Below are 16,101 nucleotides of genomic sequence, written 5' to 3' on the forward strand. Positions count from 1 at the left end.
CCGTCCCGCTACGCGACGGGCTGCTGGGCGGGATCCGCCACCCGGACGATCGAGCCGCTGATCTGCTGCGGGTTGCGGATCAGGTTGAGGATCGGGCAGACCCGCTCGACCTCGGCGTGCAGCCCGGCCAGCTGCTCGTCCGAGGCGGGCGAGCCGATCTGCACCTCGTAGCGGAAGTTGTGCGGGTACACCGGGACGCCCTGGTCGCCCGGGAGCTGGGCCTTCGGGTCGTATTCGGCGCGGACGTCCACCTCCAGGGAGTCGATCGGCACCTCCAGCTCGGCGGCCTTGATCAGAAAGATGTGCGTCACGCAGCTCCCCAGGACGCCGGCCTGCAGCTCGGGCGAGCCGGGGCCGAGGTCGTAGCCGGCGAAGTCGGGGCCGCTGTCGCTGATGATCTGGAAGTCCCTGATCCTGATGCGCCGGATCCCGCTGCGGCCCTCGGCCGTGACGTGGGCGTGCAGCGGCACCGGGCCGCCCGCCGGGGCCTCCCGGCGGGCCAGCAGGGCGGCGCGCTTGTGCGACAGGTACTCGCGAAGGGTGCTCAAGGGTCTTTCTCTCTCGAACGGGGTTCAGCTCAGGGTCACGTGGCCGAGCGGGGTGTCGACGACGGCCCGCAGGCCGGGCTCCGGCCCCTCGGTGATGTCGAGCGTCACGTCGAGGGCGGCCAGGTCGCGGCGGAGCGCGCCGGGGTCGGGGTGGACGGCGGCGAAGGAGACCAGGCCGAGCTGCGGCAGGTCCGTGGCGGCCGGGTGGGTGGTCGTCCCCCAGTCGATGAGGAAGGGCACCGGACGGATCGCGGCGGGGTCCTCGCGCCGGGTGAGCCGCCACTCCAGCAGCTCGCCGGACGGGGTGCGCCGGGACAGCGGCTGCACGTCGCCGGGGTCGTAGCCGCGCTCGCGGGCCAGCTCCACGGTCTTGTCCAGGTCCTGCGGATGCACGGCCCAGGCGGCCAGGCGCGGCTCGGTCAGCGTCGCCAGCCCGAACGCCCGCGGCCGCACCTCCGACTCCGGGTCCGGCCCGATGATCTCCAGGTACGCGGTCGGCCCGAAGCGCACCAGGTAGTTCGCGGTGCCCCCGGGATGGCTGCCGCCCCGGACGGGCCGCACACCGGTCCGCGCGGCGAAGTCCTCGACCCCCGCGAGCAGGTCGGGAACGGCATAGACGAGGTGGTCGAGGTGGCGGTCGGTCATCGGTGGTCCTCCGGTTCGCCGAGTGAGAGCATGAGCCGGTTCGCCCAGTTGAAGAAGGCGGCGGCGTGGATGGTGTCGCTGATCGCCAGGTCGTCCAGCCCGGCCGCGCGCAGCGCCGCGATGTGCTCGGGCCCGAACTCCACGGGCGTGGCGGCCAGCGCGACCGAGGCGTCGACGACCGCCCGCCAGGTGCCGTCCTGCGGCGCGTCCACCCCCTCGTCGAGCAGGCGCTGCACGTCCTGCGGGCGCTTGGAGTGGTGGGCGGCGAAGCGGGCGTGCACCGACGCGCAGAACACGCAGCCGTTGCGCCGCGAGGTCGCGGTCGCGGCCAGCTCGCGCTCGGCGCGCGGCAGCCCGCCGTCGGCGTTGTAGAAGATGTCGTTGTCGGTCTTGGTGCGCGCGTGCAGGATCTCGGGGTCGCGGGCCAGCAGCAGGAAGTACGGCGACGACGCCCGCGCCCGGTCCACCAGCGCCTCGTAGTGGGCCTCGGTCAGCTCCTCCGGCGCGAGCGGCGGCAGCCAGGGCCGCCAGCCGAGCTGTTCCTGGGTGAAGCCGGTGCTCACGCCGCCACCTCCGCGTTGAGCAGCCGCAGGCCGCCGACCACCCGGACCTGGAAGGCGAGGAAGGCGACGAGCTGCGACAACGTCACCACGCCCGTCGGGCTCCAGCCGGCCGCGGCCAGCGCCTCCAGGGCCTTCTCATCAGCCTCGCGGGGCCGGAACACCAGCAGGTGCGCGTGCTCGAACGCGGCGGTGAGCCGGACGCCCAGCTCGTCCGGGTTGCGGACCCGGTAGCGCAGGCCCTCGTCGCTCTCGGCGGCCAGCGGCGCGGGGTAGACGCCGTACGGGCCGGTGGTGGCGCCCGCCTCGACCTCGGTCTCGACGGCCTTCAGCAGGCCGGGGGCCAGCTCGGCGAGCCGGTCGGCGTAGAAGCCGGCGACGACGGCGTCGCGGTGCAGCCCGGCCACGAAGGCCGCGACGGCGTCGCGTTCGACGAGGGTGACCTCGCCCTCCTCGTCGGGGGTGAAGAGCGCGTCGAAGCCGCGCTGGGCGTGCTCGCGGGCGGCGGGCCGCAGGTCGCGCAGCTTGTCGAGGCGGGAGCCCGGTCTTATCCCGGCCAGATGGTCGATGACGTCGTTGATCATGTGGAGCTCATTTCGGTGGAGGGGAGCCAGCCGAGCGCGGGGGCGACCTCGGTCGCCAGCAACTCGGTCGAACGCAGGACCAGCGGGTGCGGCGGGTCCACCGAGTGCACCTGGAAGACCAGGTCGGTGACCCGTTCGAGGGTCGGATCGGCGCGCAGGCTGTCGATGACGTCCTGCGGGGTGCCCACGTGCACGTCGAAGGCGGCGATGCGGCTGTCGAGGTCGCCGCCGGGCAGCTCCCACGGCAGCCGGCCGCGCCCGAGCCCCCGCTCGGCCCAGCGCAGCGCCTCTGCCCGGCTGTCGGCCACGAACGCGGTCCGCGAGGCCACGATGCGCGGGACGACGCCCGCGGGCAGGTTCTCGTAGTAGGCGTCCACGATCGGCCGTTGCAGGTCGGCCAGCGTCGCCTGGGGGTCGTCGGCCGGCCGGGGCTGGGTGCGCGAGAGCATGAGCCCGTTGCCCGCCCGGCCGGCGCGCGCTCCGCCGGCGGCCGAGAACGTCGCCTCCCAGATCGCGCCGGGCAGCCGGGGCGCGGGCGGGTAGAGCCGGTTGCCGCCGCCCAGGTCTTCCCCCGACCAGGCCCTGAGCAGGATCGACAGGTGCTCGGCGTACAGGGCGGCGCGGTCGCCGCTGTCGTGCCCGAACGGCCCGAACGACGACGGCGTCCCGCCGCTGCCCACCCCGATCTCCAGCCGCCCGCCGGTGAGCAGGTCGAGTACGGCGGCGTCCTCTGCCACCCGCACCGGGTGCTCCAGCGGCAGCGTGATGATGCCGGTGCCGAGCCGGATGCGGCTGGTACGGGCCGCCACGTGGGCCAGGAACACCAGCGGCGCGGGCAGCCCGCCCTCCTCGCCGTCGAAGTGGTGCTGGGCCACCCAGGCGGTGTCGAACCCGAGCGACTCGGCGTGCGCGATCTGCTCGGCGGCCAGCCGGTAGCGCTCCGCCGGGGGCGCCTCGTCCAGGACGCGGGTGAAGAAGCCGAGCCTCATCGCACCGGCTCCGGGATGGCGGCGAGCAGCTCGCGGGTGTAGTCGTCGGCCGGGTCGGTGAAGACCCGCCGGGTGGATCCTGATTCCACGATGCGTCCTTTGTTCATGACGGAGACGGTGTGCGAGATCTGCCGCACCACCGCCAGGTCGTGCGAGATGAAGAGGTAGGTCAGGCCGAGGTCGCGCTGGAGCTGCCCGAGCAGGTCGAGGATCTGCGCCTGGACCGTGACGTCGAGCGCCGAGACGGCCTCGTCGAGCACGAGCACCTCCGGCCCTGCGGCCAGCGCGCGGGCGATGGCCACCCGCTGCCGCTGCCCGCCCGACAGCTCGCGCGGCCGGCGCGACGACACGTCCGCGGGCAGCGCCACCCGGTCGAGGAGCTCCGCGACGCGGGCCCGGCGGGCGGCCCGGTCGCCGAGCCGGAAGTTGCGCAACGGCTCCTCCACGATGTCGGCGACCGATTGCCGCGGGTCCAGCGACCCGTACGGGTTCTGGTGCACGAGCTGGACGTGCCGGCGGAAGCCGCGGCCGTCGGGCGCCCCGGCGACGGTGACCGTGCCCGACGTGGGCTCGGCGAAGCGCACCACCATGCGCGCGGTGGTGGTCTTGCCGGACCCCGACTCCCCGACGAGCGCGTGCGTGGTGCCGCGCGGCACCTCGAACGAGACGCCGTCCACGGCCCGGAAAGGCCGCCGCCCCGACCGGAACTCCTTGACCAGGTCGCGCACCACGATCGCGGGCTCGGCGGCCACCGGCTCGCGGAAGGGGCGGGCCGACAGCGCGGGGGCGTCGTGCAGCAGCCTGCGGGTGTAGTCCGCGCCGGGCGCCGCCAGGACGCCCCTGGTCGGGCCCTGTTCCTCGACGCGGCCGTCCTTCATGACGACCAGCCGGTCCGAGCGGCCGGCGGCCACGCCGAGGTCGTGGGTGACCAGCAGCACGGCGGTGCCGAACTCGGCGCGCAGGTCGTCGATGAGGTCCAGGATGCGCCGCTGCACGGTGACGTCCAGGGCGCTGGTGGGCTCGTCGGCGATGATCAGCCGGGGTTCGAGCGCGACGGCGATGGCGATCAGCACGCGCTGGCGCATGCCGCCGGACAGCTCGTGCGGGTACTGGCGGGCCCGCGTCTCGGGGTCGGGCAGGCCGACGCGGGTGAGCAGCTCGACGACCCGGCGCCGGACGGCGGCCCGGTCGCCGCGCTTGTGGATGCGCAGCACCTCGGCGATCTGCGCCCCGACCGTCTTGACCGGGTCGAGCGAGTTGGACGGGTCCTGCGGGACCAGCCCGATCTGGGCCCCCCGGACGGACTCCATCCGCCGCGGCGACCAGGTCGCCAGGTCGTTCTCCCCCAGCAGGACGCTGCCGCGGTCGAGCGAGGCGTTGCGCGGCAGCAGGCCGATGATCGAGTGCGCGGTCGTGGTCTTGCCGGACCCCGACTCGCCGACCACCGCGACCACCTCACCCGGCTCGACGGTGAAGGAGACGCCGTGGACCGCCGGGCGGCCGTCGTAGGAGACCGCGAGGTCGCGGACGTCGAGCAGGCTCACGAGGACTCCTTGGCGATGGACCGGCTGATCCGGCCGGCGGCGAGCACGACCGCGACCACCACGGCCCCGGGCAGCGTGGTCAGCCACCAGGACGTGGCCAGGTAGTTGCGGCCCTCGGCGATGAGCAGCCCCCACTCGGGGGTCGGCGGCTCGGCGCCGTAGCCGAGGAAGCCGAGCGTCGAGATGGCCAGGATGGCCACGCCGAACTGCAGGGCGGCCAGCGCGACGACGGGGCCGAGCGAGTTGGGCAGCACGTGCCGCCACAACACGGCGGTGAACCGGCCGCCGCTGCCGAACGCGGCCTCGACGTAGTCGGTGCGGCGCACCCGGACGACCTCCGACCGCGACAGCCGGGCGAACGCGGCCACCGAGCCGACGCCGACCGCGACGGCCACGTTCACCGTCCCCGGGCCGAGCAGGATGATCACGACCAGGGCCAGGAGCAGGCCGGGGACCGACAGCAGCACGTCCACGACCCGCATGACGGCGGCGTCGGGCACCCCGCCGAGCGAGCCGGCCAGCAGCCCGAGCAGCGTGCCGAGCAGCAGGCCGACCGCGACGGCGACGAACGCCCCCGACAACGAGTGCACGGCCCCGTGCACCACCCGCGCGAACACGTCCCGCCCGACGGCGTCGGTGCCGAACAGGTGCTGCGCGCTCGGCGCCTGGAGCTTCTCGACCGGCACGCCGGCGATCGGGTCGTACCCGGTGAACAGCCCCGGGACGACCGCCCACAGCAGCGCCACGGCGATCACCGTCCAGGCCAGGATCAGGCCCGCCCTCACGACGCCGCCTTCAGCCGCGGGTCGAGCACCGGGAACAACACGTCCACCACCAAGTTGACCAGGACGAACACCGCCGCGGCGAGCACCACCACGGCCAGCATCACCGGCGTGTCCTGGGCGGTCACGGCCTGCTCGGTGAGCCGCCCGATGCCGTTGCGGCCGAAGACGGTCTCCGTCACGACCGAGCCCGCGATCAGCTCGCCGAACGTCAGGCCCGCCACGGTCAGCGTCGGCAGGACGGCGTTGCGCGCCACGTGCCGCCACAGGATCCACCAGCGGGTGGCGCCCTTGGCCGCGATCACCGGCACGAACGGCTGCGCGTACACCTGGTCGATGCCGCGCGCCAGCACCTGGGCGATGGGCGCCGAGATCGGCACGGCCAGCGTCAGCACCGGCAGGACGAGCTGCTGCAGCTCGCCGCCCCCGATGACCGGCACCAGCCGCAGCCGGAAGGAGAAGACCTGGATCAGCAGGATCCCCAGCCAGAACGCCGGGACCGAGATGAACAGCGACGGCACCGACAGCAGCGCCCCGCGCAGCCACGACGTCCTGCTGTAGCTCGCCACGAACGCGATCACCACGGCGAGCAGCACCGCCAGGACGAACGCCGCCGAGGCCAGCCGGGCCGTCTCGGGCAGCGCCTCGCCCAGGCGCTCGACCACCGGGGTGCCGGTGTCGATCGAGTAGCCGAAGCCGCCGGTCAGGAAGCCGGTCAGGGTGCGCACGTACTCGCCGACCGGCGAGCCGCCGCTGTAGTAGGCCCGGATGTCGGCGATCTGCTGCGGCGACAGGCCGAGCTCGGGGTTCTGGAACTTGATCAGGATCGAGTCGCCGGGCAGCAGTTGCAGCAGCACGTAGCTCGCGGTGAAGGCGGCCCACAACACGAGCACCGCCTGCCCGGCCCGCGTCAGGAGATACCTGGTCATTGCTGGGCCTTCCACGCCGAGTAGAACCACGGCCGGGCGACCGCCTCGAAGGCCACGCCCTTGACGTACGGCGCGCCGCCGTACACCTGGGGCTCCTCGAACAGGGGGATGGCGTAGCCCTGGTCGATCACGTACCGCTGGATCTCGCCGACCTTGGCGTTGCGCTTGGCGTTGTCGGGCTCGGCGGACTCCTCCTCCAGCAGGGTGTCGAGCTTCTTGTCCTTGGACAGGATGACGTCGCGGTTCTGGCTGTGGAAGTGGCTCTTGATGACGTCCTGGTCGGCGCGGCCGACCATGCTGTGCGCGACGGCGGTCTTCTCGGCGTCCTTGATGTCCACGGCCTGGGTGCCGGCGTCGGCGGGGCGGATCTCCAGCTGCACGCCGAGCTTGGCCCACTGCTGGCCGACGAGTTCGAGCGTCTGCTTGGACAGCGGCTGCGGGCCGGCGACGAAGACGCCCAGCCGCAGCTTGACGCCGTCCTTCTCGCGCACGCCGTCGGCGCCCCTGGTCCAGCCGGCCTTGTCGAGCAGCGCGTTGGCCTTGGCCGGGTCGTAGGCCAGGTCCTTGGACAGGTCGAGGTAGCCCTGGGCGAGGTGGCTGAGCACGGAGGTGGCCCGCGGGTAGCTCGCGGTGAACAGGGTGTCCACGACCTCCTTGACGTCGGTGCCCGCCTGCAGCGCCTTGCGCACGTCGAGGTCCTTCAGGATGCTGTTGGACGGCCGCAGGTACAGGCCGTTGTTCACGCCCCTGGTCGGCTCGGCGTAGATCTGGAAGCCGGCGTCCTTGACGGTCTTCTCGTCGTACGCCTGGACGTAGCGCACGAAGTCGGCCTGGCCGGAGGTCAGCGCGCCGACCCTGACGTTGTCCTCGGGCGTCACGATGATCTTGATCTCGTCCAGGTACGCCCGCGCCTGGTGCTTCGACGACGGCGGCGCCCAGTCGTAGTCCTTGCGGGCGGCCAGGTCCACCTCCTTGTCGACGATCTGCTTCTTCAGCGTGAAGGGGCCCGAGCCGACGATGTTCTTCAGCTGGCACTGCTGCTCGTACGGCAGCGAGATCGTCTTCTTCGACACCAGCCCGGCCCCGATGACCGAGGTGCCCTGGAGGAAGCCGGGAGAGGGCTTCTTGAAGTGGAACCTCACGGTCAGCGGGTCGACGACCTCGCTGCGCTCGTAGTTGTTGACGAACTCGGCGACCGGGAGCTTGAGCTCGGTGTTCCCGAGGCCGTACACGTCGAAGTTGGCGGCGACGGCGGCGGCGTCGAGCGGGCTGCCGTCGCTGAAGGTCACGCCCTGGCGCAGGTGGAAGGTGTACTCGGTGGCGTCCCCGTTCACCTCCCACTTGGTGGCGATCCAGGGCTCGATCTCCAGGGTCTGCGGGTTCTGCCAGGTCAGCTTGTCGGTGATCTGGTTGAGGATGCCGCCGTTGGGATAGAAGCCGGCGGCCGGCAGGTAGAGGCAGGTGGGCGGCTGGTGCTCCAGGTAGGTCAGCGTGCCGCCGTAGACCGGCTGACCGCTGGACGGCGCCGCGCCGGCAGCACCCCCTTGGCCGCCACAGGCGCCGAGGAGCCCAACGACGGCGAGCATGACGGCTGCGGTGCGCAGGCTGGATGAGGACATGGGGGTACTGCCTTTCAGACAAAACATACCTAAAAAGTAGGAAAAGGCTACAGCAAACGCGCGACCGAAGCCACCAGGGGCTTCGGTCGCAGCGTCAGCAGCGTCTCCGGGTCACGGGCGGTCCCAGGTCACGGGCGTCTCCGGGTCACGGACGCGCCCAGGCCTCGGCGAGCAGCTCGTAGGAGCGCACGCGGTCGGCGGGGTCGTGGGTGATGGTGGTGACCAGCAGCTCGTCGGCCCCGGTGACCCGGCGCAGCACGCGCAGCCCCTCGGCCACGGCCCGCGGCGTGCCGACGAATTGCGTGTCGATCCGGTCCTTGACCAGCGCGCGGTCGGCCTCGGTCCAGACGTGCCTGGCCGCCTCCGACGGCGTCGGGTACGGCATCGCGCCCGCCCCCGTCCTGATGCTGCGCACCCACAACCCGTACGGCGAGGCCAGCTCACGCGCCCTGGCCTCGTCCTCGGCCACCACCGCGTCGGCCGACACGATCACGTACGGCTCGGCCAGCTCGTCCGACGGCTTGAACGCCTCGCGGTACGCCTCCACGGCCTCCAGCACGCTCGACGGGCTGACGTGGTAGTTGGCCGCGAACGGCAGCCCACGCTCCCCCGCGACCCGGGCGCTCTGCCCGCCGCTGCTGCCCAGGATCCACACCTGGACGTCGGCCCCCTCGCCGGGCGTCACGTGGGCCTCGTGGGTCCCGCCGAGCAGCGCCAGCACCTCGTCGACCTGGTCGGCGAAGTCGGGCGTCACCGCTCCGGGCTGCTGGAGCAGGCTCGCCTGGAAGGCCAGGCGGGGGATCTTCGCCAGCCGCGACCAGTCGAAGGGCGGCGGGACGAGCAGCCCGTCCACCACCCTGGCCTCCGTGCTCGCGGGACGTGCGGGAGCCGGCTCGGCCCCGCGCCGCCCCGAGCGCCCGATGCCCAGATCGAGCCGGCCCGGATGCAGCGCGTCGATGATCCCGAACTCTTCGACCACGGACACCGGCGTCCGGTGGCCGAGCTGCACGGCTCCCGAGCCGACCCTGATCGTCGAGGTGGCCGCCGCCACCAGGCCGATCAGCACGGCGGGGGCCGAGCCGGCCACGCCCGGGGCGAAGTGGTGCTCGGCCAGCCAGTAGCGGGCGTAGCCGAACTCCTCCGCGCGCCGGGCGAGCTCGATCGTGTCGCGTAACGCCTGGCCCGCGGTGCCGCCCGAGCTGATGGGGGCCAGGTCGAGGACGGACAGGCTCATGACGCGCTCCCGGGGAACGGGCGGCTGGGGATCTCCGCGCGCAGCGCCGGCGCGATCTCGGTCTGGAACAGCTCCAGCGTCTCCCGGTGCTGCCCCGGCGTCAGGCCGTCGGCGTCGGCGGGCAGGTGCATGACCTCGTGCCCGAACCGCTTGTGGTAGCGCAGCACCTTGTCGATGATCTGCTGCGGGCTGCCGACCAGGATCGAGCCGCGCTCGACGGCGTCCTCCAGGGTGGGGAAGACCGGCCGCACGCCGGCCCGCCGGAACGTCTCCAGGCGGGCCTGGTAGATCGGCCGGTACTCGGCCAGGGCCCGTTGCGAGGTGCGGGCCGCGTAGTAGCCCGCGCTGCCCGCCCCCACCAGGGCGTCGGCGGGATCGTGGCCGTGATGGGCCCAGCGTTCGCGGTAGTGGTCGATCAGCTCGGCGTAGGGCTCGATGGGGTTGGTGACGTTGGCCGAGAACAGCGGGTCGCCGTGGCGGGCGGCCAGCTCGACCGACTCCTTGCTGGTCGCGCTGCCGTGCCAGACCCTGATCGGCCGTTGCAGCGGGCGCGGCCAGGTCTCGGCGTCGGTCAGCGCGGGCCGGAAGCGGCCCTGCCAGGTGACGCGGTCCTCCCGCCACAGGCGGCGGAACAGCTCGTACGACTCGCGGTTGCGCTCCCACTGGTCCGCGGCGGTGACGTGGAAGAGCCTGGCCTGCGCCGCGCCGTTGCCCTTGCCGACGATCAGTTCGAGCCGGCCACCGGACAGGTGGTCGAGCGTGGCGTAGTCCTCGTAGGCGCGGACCGGGTCGAGCAGGCTCAGCGTGGTGACCGCGGTGAACAGCCTGATCCTGGACGTCCTGGCGGCGATGTGGCTGAGCACGACCGGGGGCGAGGAGGAGATGAAGGGCCGCTCGTGCCGCTCGCCCACGCCGTAGCCGTCGAAGCCCAGTTCCTCGAAGAGCACGGCGGTCTCGACGACCTCGCGAAAGCGTTGCGTGGGTGACCGGCCGTCGCTGTGGACAATCAATGTGATGCCCAGAAATTTCATGACACCTCCGCGTACCTGCTCGCCGGGCGCGGCAGGCCGAGCAGCCCGCGTAACGTCCGGGCTTCGTACCCGCTCCTGAAGGCCCCGCGCCCGCGCAGCTCGGCCGTCAGCTCCCGGCTGATCCGCTCCAGGTCGTACGGCGCCGCCCCCGGCCGCAGCCGGAAGCCCTCGATCCCGGCCCGCCGCCACTCCAGCAGCAGGTCGGCCAGCTCCCCCGCGTCGCCGGTGAAGATCGCCGCGTCGGAGGTCAGTTCGGCCCCGTCCAGCTCGTCGAGCCGCGCCTTGCGCCGGGCCGCGTCCGGGCCCAGGAAGACGAGCAGGTCGGCGAAGATCCGCAGGTCGCCGGAGAGCCCCCGGACCTCCTGGACGATCTCCCGCGCGTGCTCGGCCGAGCGCGGCGTGACGAAGACGACGTCCGCGCCGCCCGCCGCGAACTCGTACGGCAGCCGGGCGTGGGCCAGCGCGGCCACGACCGGCTGCCCCTGCGGCGACCTGGGCGTGATGGACGGCCCCCGCACCGAGAAGAACCCGCCCTCGAAGTCGATGTGGTGGAGTTTGCCGCGGTCGACGAACCGGCCGGTGGCCACGTCCCTGATCTCGGCGTCGTCCTCCCAGCTGTCCCAGAGCCGCCGGGCCACCTCCACGGCGTCGGCGGCCTCGGCGAACAGGGCGCGGACGTGCGGGTCGGCCGACAGGTCCACCCCGCCGGGCCGGTTCAGCACCTGGTCGAGCGGGGCGAACCGGCGGCGGCCGAAGTGGGCCGCCTCGCTCGCCCGCGCCGAGACCTGCGGCCGCCAGCCCGCCCGGCCGCCGCTGACGTGGTCGAGGGTGGCGATGCCGATGGCCACGTGGAACGGCTCGGTGTGCGTGGTGGTGGCCGTCGGCACCAGGCCGATCCTGGTGGTCAGCGGCGCCAGCCGGGCCGCGAGCAGCACCGCGTCGAACCGGCCGCGTACCTGGTCGGTGCGGTCGTCGGGGCCGTCGGGCCGGGTGGACTGCAGGCCCAGCGCGTCCTCGAAGGTGACGAAGTCGAGCAGCCCGCGCTCGGCCTCGGCGACCAGCCCCGCCCAGTGACCGGCCGAGAAGAGCCGCGTGCCGGGGGCCGCGCGCCAGGCGGCGGGGTGCCACCCGGCGCCGTCCAGGGCCACGGCCAGGTGCAGCGTCATGACAGCTCCAGGTGCTCGCGCAGGGTGGTCCCGGTGTACTCCGTGCGGAAGACGCCGCGTTCGCGCAGCGCCGGCACCACCCGGTCGACGAACTCGTCCAGCCCGTCGGGGGTCAGGTGCGGGACGAGGATGAAGCCGTCGGCCGCGCCGGCCTGCACGTGCTCGTCCATCTGCCGGGCCACGCCCTCGGGGGTGCCGACGAACGTCTGCCGCCCGGTGACCTCGATCACCAGCTCGCGGATGCTCAGCCCCTTCTCCGCGGCCAGCGCCCGCCATTTGGCCGCCACCTCGGCGCGGTCCTTGATCGGCACCCGTCCCTGGGAGACGCCTTGGGACAGGTCCGGCTCGACGTCGGGGAACGGTCCATCGGGGTCGAAGGCCGACATGTCCCGTCCCCACACCTGCTCCAGGAACGCGATCGCGGTCTGCGGCCCGACCTGCTGCCGCCGGATCCTGGCCGCGTTCTCGGCGGCCTCCTCGTCGGTGTCGCCCAGCGCGAACGTCACGCCGGGCATGATCTTGAGCTGGTGCGGCTCCCGGCCGTACCGGGCCAGGCGGCCCTTGACGCCGGCGGAGAAGCGCCTGCCGTCCTCCAGCCTGCCGTGCGGGGTGAAGACCACGTCGGCGTGGGCGGCGGCGAACTCGCGGCCGTCGTCCGAGTCGCCGGCCTGGATGATCACCGGGTGTCCCTGCGGGGAGCGCGGCAGCGTGAACCGGCCCTCGACGGTGAAGTGCCTGCCCCGGTGGCTGACCGTGCCGATCGCGCCCTCCCGCAGGAAGCGGCCCGCGCCCTGGTCGGCGAGCACGGCGTCCGGCTGCCAGGAGTTCCACAACTCGCGCGACAGCCGGACGAACTCCTCGGCCCGCCGGTACCGGTCGGCGGGGTCGAGGAAGCCGCCGCGGCGGAAGTTCTCGCCGGTGAAGGCGTCGGAGGTGGTCACCACGTTCCAGGCGGCCCGGCCCTCGCTCAGGTGGTCGAGCGTGGACAGCCGCCTGGCCAGCTCGTACGGCTCGTTGAAGGTGGCGTTGACCGTGCCCGCGAGCCCGAGCCGCGAGGTCACCGCGGCCAGGGCGCTGAGCACGGTCAGCGCCTCGGGCCTGCCGACCACGTCCAGGTCGTGGATGCGGCCCTTGAGCTCGCGCAGCCGCAGCCCCTCGGCCAGGAAGAAGAAGTCGAACGTGCCGCGCTCGGCCGTCCTGGCGAGGTGGACGAACGAGGCGAAGTCGATCTGGCTCCCCGACCGGGGGTCGGCCCACACGGTGGTGTTGTTCACGCCGGGGAAGTGCGCGGCGAGGTGCACCTGCCTCTTGCGCGTCACCGGCCCCGCCCGTGCGGCGTGTCCCAGGCGGCGGGCAGGCCCTCGATGGTCTCGCCGAACGCCGGGCGCTGGTAGAGGTCGCGGGCGTAGCCCCAGAGGTGCTCGAAGTCGGGCAGCTCGCGCTCGCTGATGAGGTGCTCGCGGTTGTGCAGCGCGTCGAACCTGGCCAGCGTCACCCACAGCCGCACGTCCGCCTCGGTGATCGTGTCGCCGGTCAGGAACCGCTGCTCGGCCAGGCGTTCGTCCAGGCGTTCCAGGGCCGCGACGACGCGGTGGCGCTCGTCCTCGCGGGCGGCCTCGGTGCCGGCGGGGGCCACCCGGGTGACGCCGGTGTTGACGTCGTGGTAGATCCACGCGTTCAGCTTGTCGATCTCGGCGCGCAGGTGCTCGGGGTAGAGGTCGACCGAGGTGTCGGCCCACTTCTCGAACTGGGTGGCCAGGTCGATCGTGATGTCGGGGAAGTTGTTGCTGACGATCCTGCGCCGTGCCCTGTCCCAGAGCACGGGCACCGAGATGTGGCCCGGGTAGCCCTTCTCGGTGGCGTCGTAGGCCTGCTCCAGGAAGGCGAACCCGTTGACCGGGTCCGGGCCCCTGCGCTCCCTGAAGGCCCAGCCCCGGCCGTCGCGCTCGTCGTCCACGTACGACAGCGAGACGACGTCCTCCAGGCGCTTGAGCTTGCGGACGATCGCGACGCGCTGGGCGTAGGGGCAGGTCCAGGCGGCATAGACGTGGTAGCGGCCGGGCTCGGCGCGGTAGCCGCTGGTCCCGTCGGCGGTGACGCGGTCCTGGAAGGGGTAGACCGGGCGGTCCCAGCCGGCCGACAGGTGCAGGCGGCCGGGGCCGTAGCGGCCGTAGGCGACGCGGTCGAGCGGGCCGGCGTAGACCGGCGTGCCGGTGGTGGCGGTCACAGGTTCTCCTGGTGGGGTAGGAAGCGGCCGAACCGGCCCTGGTGGTAGAGCAGCGGGCGGCCGGCGTTGTGCGTGGCCGCCTCGGCCACCAGGCCGACGACCAGCACGTGGTCGCCGACCTCGACGTTCTCGTACGGCAGGCAGATCAGGTGGGCGGAGACGTCCTGGAGCAGCGGCGCGCCGAGCGGCCCCGCCCGCCACCGCGTCGGCGCGGCGAACCTGTCCACCCCCTTGCGCGCGAACCGCGCCGCCAGCTCGGCCTGGTCGCTGGCCAGGATGTTGACCGCGAAGTGGTCGGCCCCCCGCAACCACGGCCAGGTGGTGGAGGACTGGTCCACGTAGAAGGAGACGAGCGGCGGGTCGAGGCTGACCGAGGAGAACGAGGTGGCGGTGAGCCCCACGGGGATGCCCTCGCTCTGCGCGGTGATCACCACCACTCCGCTGGCGTGCACGGCGAGCGCCTGGCGGAACACGTCGGCGCCGACGGCCTGCTGGTCGGGCAGGGTGTCGGTCATGCGCCGGCCTCCGCTCGGTACGGGCGGACGGTTCTGTTTGCGATCACGGAAAGGCTCCTCACGGGAGAGAGGGCGTGCTCACGCCGCTCCCGGCGGCCGGGCCGGGAGCGCCGGGAAGGGGGCACGTAAGGGTTCGTCAGCGGAGGCGTGGACGGCGTCGGCCACGCTGGAGCGCTCAGGGAAGGCGGGCGGCTGCTGGTCCGTGATCAACGACACTGCGCGCTGGCGACGTGGCCGAAGTCCACGTGCGGGCGCCTGGTCAGGAGAGTGCCCTGGCTCATGCCAACGACGCTAGGCCGCCGCGAGCCTCAAGTCAATATTCCCTACTGGTTTTAAAGGGAATACCTTATTGGGATGAATCGCGAAGTTTGGCGGGTGGCACCGGGATCGCCGGGAAGGGGTTGTCCGGCAGCAGGATGACCCGGCGCGCCTGCCGGGGCTGCATGGCGGCGTCGAGGTGGAGCAGGGCGGCCCCGATGCCGGCCGCGCCGACCATGTACCCGGTGTCCGCGCTCACCTCGCCCGGCCGCAGCCGCCGGTACGCCTGGTACCAGCGGAACCCCTGGCCGTCGTGGTTGTCGCCGCGCCCGATGAGGTGCCCGGCGAGCACCTGGGCCTGCGCGAGGCGGGCTTCGTCGCCGGTCGCCGCCCACAGGCCGACGAACAGTTCGAGCAGCCCGGCCGCGCCGCAACACTGGCAGGCCACGTTCCAGAAGCCGTCGGTCTGCCGGAGGGGGGCGCCGCTCTCGACGACGCCGTGCGCGAGCCGTTCGACCCAGTCGAGGTGGCCGGGGTCGCCGGTGACCCGGTACAGCTCGTAGAACATCCGGGCCACGCCCGCCGAGCCCGAACAGAAGCCCAGGTAGTGCAGCTCGCGCCCCTGCGGCACGTGATGCGGGACGACGGCGCACCTGCCCGCCACCGCGCTCACCTCGCGCACGAAGCCCGCGCCACGGGCGGCCGCCTCCAGGAAACGCCGCTCGCCCGTGACGCCGTAGAGCCTGGCCAGCAGGAAGGCGGTGCCCGCCGTGCCGGACAGGAAGCCCGGGGTGACGGCGTCGAGCGGCAGGTCGGCGCAGTCGCCGAAACGATGGCCGGGCACGGCGAGCCCGGCGATGCGCTCGCCCGCCGCCACCGCCGTCTCCTCGTAGCCGCGCACGCCGAGCGCGGCGGCGGCCTGGAGCAGCCCGAGCACGATCCCGCCGTCGCCGCGCTGGGCGGGCTCGCGGGTCCAGCCGAGGCCGCCGTCCAGCGGGCGCGCGGCGCGGACGATCGTGTCGGCCACCGCGACGGCCTCCTCCTCGAAGACGCCGTCGCCGAAGGCCCAGCCGGCCTCGATCAGCGCGACGAGCGTGCCGGTCAGGCCGTGGTAGAGGGTCAGGTCGGCGCGTTCGCGCCAGGTGGCGGCCAGGTAGCGGGCGCCTCTGCGGGCGTCGTCCAGGTACGCCTCGTGGCCGGTCGCGGCGGCCAGTTCCAGGAAGAACAGCACGATGCCGGCCGCGCCCGCGTACAGGGAGGCGGAGTCGCCGGCGGCGGCCGACCTGCCACGGGGGTCGGGGTTGGCGCGCCAGTGGCGGCCTCTGCCGTCGTCGACGGCGGCGGTGCGGATCCAGCGGCCCGCCATGATCGCGGCGGTCAGCGGAGTCTCGGCGCGCTCACTCGGCGAGCGGGTCCGGTCCAAGCCCATACTCCATTCTCCCACACTTCCGGTAGGAAAATCGGCCTTTC

Annotated in this window: 16 protein-coding genes; all 16 read right to left on the bottom strand. The window is 73.2% G+C overall.

Features of this window, described 5'->3' with window-relative positions; all coding sequences use genetic code 11:
- Positions 1-8 precede the first annotated feature (8 nt).
- The 16 genes from ACIBK9_RS43440 to ACIBK9_RS43515 all read right to left on the bottom strand — a co-directional run bounded on the left by ACIBK9_RS43440 (position 9) and on the right by ACIBK9_RS43515 (position 16,060).
- Complete coding sequence (locus tag ACIBK9_RS43440) at positions 9-548, bottom strand: OsmC family protein (protein WP_387668520.1); 540 nt, start codon at positions 546-548, stop codon at positions 9-11.
- A gap of 24 nt (positions 549-572) precedes the next feature.
- Positions 573-1,193 carry a VOC family protein gene (locus ACIBK9_RS43445; RefSeq protein WP_397164830.1) on the bottom strand — a complete coding sequence of 207 codons (621 nt, stop codon included), beginning with the start codon at positions 1,191-1,193 and terminating at the stop codon, positions 573-575.
- Positions 1,190-1,756 (bottom strand): alkylhydroperoxidase domain protein, encoded by a 567-nt coding sequence (locus ACIBK9_RS43450; RefSeq protein WP_357990849.1) that lies wholly within the window; start codon positions 1,754-1,756, stop codon positions 1,190-1,192. Before ACIBK9_RS43450 ends, ACIBK9_RS43445 begins: the two co-directional genes overlap by 4 nt.
- The gene (locus ACIBK9_RS43455; protein WP_387668525.1) at positions 1,753-2,337 is read right to left on the bottom strand and encodes a CMD domain protein; all 585 of its coding nucleotides are present in this window, start codon (positions 2,335-2,337) and stop codon (positions 1,753-1,755) included. The genes ACIBK9_RS43450 and ACIBK9_RS43455 overlap by 4 nt, the downstream gene beginning before the upstream one ends.
- The gene (locus ACIBK9_RS43460; protein WP_364325420.1) at positions 2,334-3,326 is read right to left on the bottom strand and encodes a putative FMN-dependent luciferase-like monooxygenase; all 993 of its coding nucleotides are present in this window, start codon (positions 3,324-3,326) and stop codon (positions 2,334-2,336) included. Before ACIBK9_RS43460 ends, ACIBK9_RS43455 begins: the two co-directional genes overlap by 4 nt.
- The gene (locus tag ACIBK9_RS43465; RefSeq protein ID WP_397164832.1) at positions 3,323-4,870 is read right to left on the bottom strand and encodes a dipeptide ABC transporter ATP-binding protein; all 1,548 of its coding nucleotides are present in this window, start codon (positions 4,868-4,870) and stop codon (positions 3,323-3,325) included. The genes ACIBK9_RS43460 and ACIBK9_RS43465 overlap by 4 nt, the downstream gene beginning before the upstream one ends.
- Positions 4,867-5,655 (bottom strand): ABC transporter permease, encoded by a 789-nt coding sequence (locus ACIBK9_RS43470; RefSeq protein ID WP_397164833.1) that lies wholly within the window; start codon positions 5,653-5,655, stop codon positions 4,867-4,869. Before ACIBK9_RS43470 ends, ACIBK9_RS43465 begins: the two co-directional genes overlap by 4 nt.
- Entirely contained in the window at positions 5,652-6,581 is a 930-nt protein-coding gene (locus tag ACIBK9_RS43475) for an ABC transporter permease (RefSeq protein WP_397164834.1), read from the bottom strand. The genes ACIBK9_RS43470 and ACIBK9_RS43475 overlap by 4 nt, the downstream gene beginning before the upstream one ends.
- Positions 6,578-8,200: a TIGR04028 family ABC transporter substrate-binding protein gene (locus ACIBK9_RS43480; protein ID WP_397164835.1), complete on the bottom strand. Its 1,623-nt coding sequence runs from the start codon at positions 8,198-8,200 to the stop codon at positions 6,578-6,580. The genes ACIBK9_RS43475 and ACIBK9_RS43480 overlap by 4 nt, the downstream gene beginning before the upstream one ends.
- 145 nt (positions 8,201-8,345) lie before the next feature.
- Positions 8,346-9,434 (bottom strand): LLM class flavin-dependent oxidoreductase, encoded by a 1,089-nt coding sequence (locus ACIBK9_RS43485; protein WP_358283002.1) that lies wholly within the window; start codon positions 9,432-9,434, stop codon positions 8,346-8,348.
- Positions 9,431-10,465 (bottom strand): LLM class flavin-dependent oxidoreductase, encoded by a 1,035-nt coding sequence (locus ACIBK9_RS43490; RefSeq protein ID WP_397164836.1) that lies wholly within the window; start codon positions 10,463-10,465, stop codon positions 9,431-9,433. Before ACIBK9_RS43490 ends, ACIBK9_RS43485 begins: the two co-directional genes overlap by 4 nt.
- Positions 10,462-11,631: an LLM class flavin-dependent oxidoreductase gene (locus ACIBK9_RS43495; protein ID WP_397164838.1), complete on the bottom strand. Its 1,170-nt coding sequence runs from the start codon at positions 11,629-11,631 to the stop codon at positions 10,462-10,464. The genes ACIBK9_RS43490 and ACIBK9_RS43495 overlap by 4 nt, the downstream gene beginning before the upstream one ends.
- Positions 11,628-12,950, bottom strand: coding sequence for an NtaA/DmoA family FMN-dependent monooxygenase (locus ACIBK9_RS43500; RefSeq protein ID WP_397164840.1), 1,323 nt, complete (start codon positions 12,948-12,950; stop codon positions 11,628-11,630). Before ACIBK9_RS43500 ends, ACIBK9_RS43495 begins: the two co-directional genes overlap by 4 nt.
- On the bottom strand, positions 12,947-13,858 hold the full coding sequence (locus ACIBK9_RS43505; RefSeq protein ID WP_397164842.1) for a glutathione S-transferase C-terminal domain-containing protein: 912 nt from the start codon (positions 13,856-13,858) through the stop codon (positions 12,947-12,949). Before ACIBK9_RS43505 ends, ACIBK9_RS43500 begins: the two co-directional genes overlap by 4 nt.
- Positions 13,855-14,373 (bottom strand): flavin reductase family protein, encoded by a 519-nt coding sequence (locus ACIBK9_RS43510; protein ID WP_397164843.1) that lies wholly within the window; start codon positions 14,371-14,373, stop codon positions 13,855-13,857. Before ACIBK9_RS43510 ends, ACIBK9_RS43505 begins: the two co-directional genes overlap by 4 nt.
- Before the next feature lie 346 nt (positions 14,374-14,719).
- Positions 14,720-16,060: a lanthionine synthetase LanC family protein gene (locus ACIBK9_RS43515; RefSeq protein ID WP_397164845.1), complete on the bottom strand. Its 1,341-nt coding sequence runs from the start codon at positions 16,058-16,060 to the stop codon at positions 14,720-14,722.
- Between the last annotated feature and the right edge of the window lie 41 nt (positions 16,061-16,101).

It is taken from the genome of Nonomuraea sp. NPDC050227, assembly GCF_044459705.1.
GTDB lineage: Bacteria > Actinomycetota > Actinomycetes > Streptosporangiales > Streptosporangiaceae > Nonomuraea.

What these genes read in the sequence shown, in the direction of transcription:
- ACIBK9_RS43445 (WP_397164830.1), bottom strand. Translation starts at nt 1,193, where the DNA reads ATGACCGACCGCCACCTCGACCACCTCGTCTATGCCGTTCCCGACCTG.
- ACIBK9_RS43455 (WP_387668525.1), bottom strand. Translation starts at nt 2,337, where the DNA reads ATGATCAACGACGTCATCGACCATCTGGCCGGGATAAGACCGGGCTCC.
- ACIBK9_RS43460 (WP_364325420.1), bottom strand. Translation starts at nt 3,326, where the DNA reads ATGAGGCTCGGCTTCTTCACCCGCGTCCTGGACGAGGCGCCCCCGGCG.
- ACIBK9_RS43475 (WP_397164834.1), bottom strand. Translation starts at nt 6,581, where the DNA reads ATGACCAGGTATCTCCTGACGCGGGCCGGGCAGGCGGTGCTCGTGTTG.
- ACIBK9_RS43480 (WP_397164835.1), bottom strand. Translation starts at nt 8,200, where the DNA reads ATGTCCTCATCCAGCCTGCGCACCGCAGCCGTCATGCTCGCCGTCGTT.
- ACIBK9_RS43485 (WP_358283002.1), bottom strand. Translation starts at nt 9,434, where the DNA reads ATGAGCCTGTCCGTCCTCGACCTGGCCCCCATCAGCTCGGGCGGCACC.
- ACIBK9_RS43490 (WP_397164836.1), bottom strand. Translation starts at nt 10,465, where the DNA reads ATGAAATTTCTGGGCATCACATTGATTGTCCACAGCGACGGCCGGTCA.
- ACIBK9_RS43495 (WP_397164838.1), bottom strand. Translation starts at nt 11,631, where the DNA reads ATGACGCTGCACCTGGCCGTGGCCCTGGACGGCGCCGGGTGGCACCCC.
- ACIBK9_RS43510 (WP_397164843.1), bottom strand. Translation starts at nt 14,373, where the DNA reads ATGACCGACACCCTGCCCGACCAGCAGGCCGTCGGCGCCGACGTGTTC.
- ACIBK9_RS43515 (WP_397164845.1), bottom strand. Translation starts at nt 16,060, where the DNA reads ATGGGCTTGGACCGGACCCGCTCGCCGAGTGAGCGCGCCGAGACTCCG.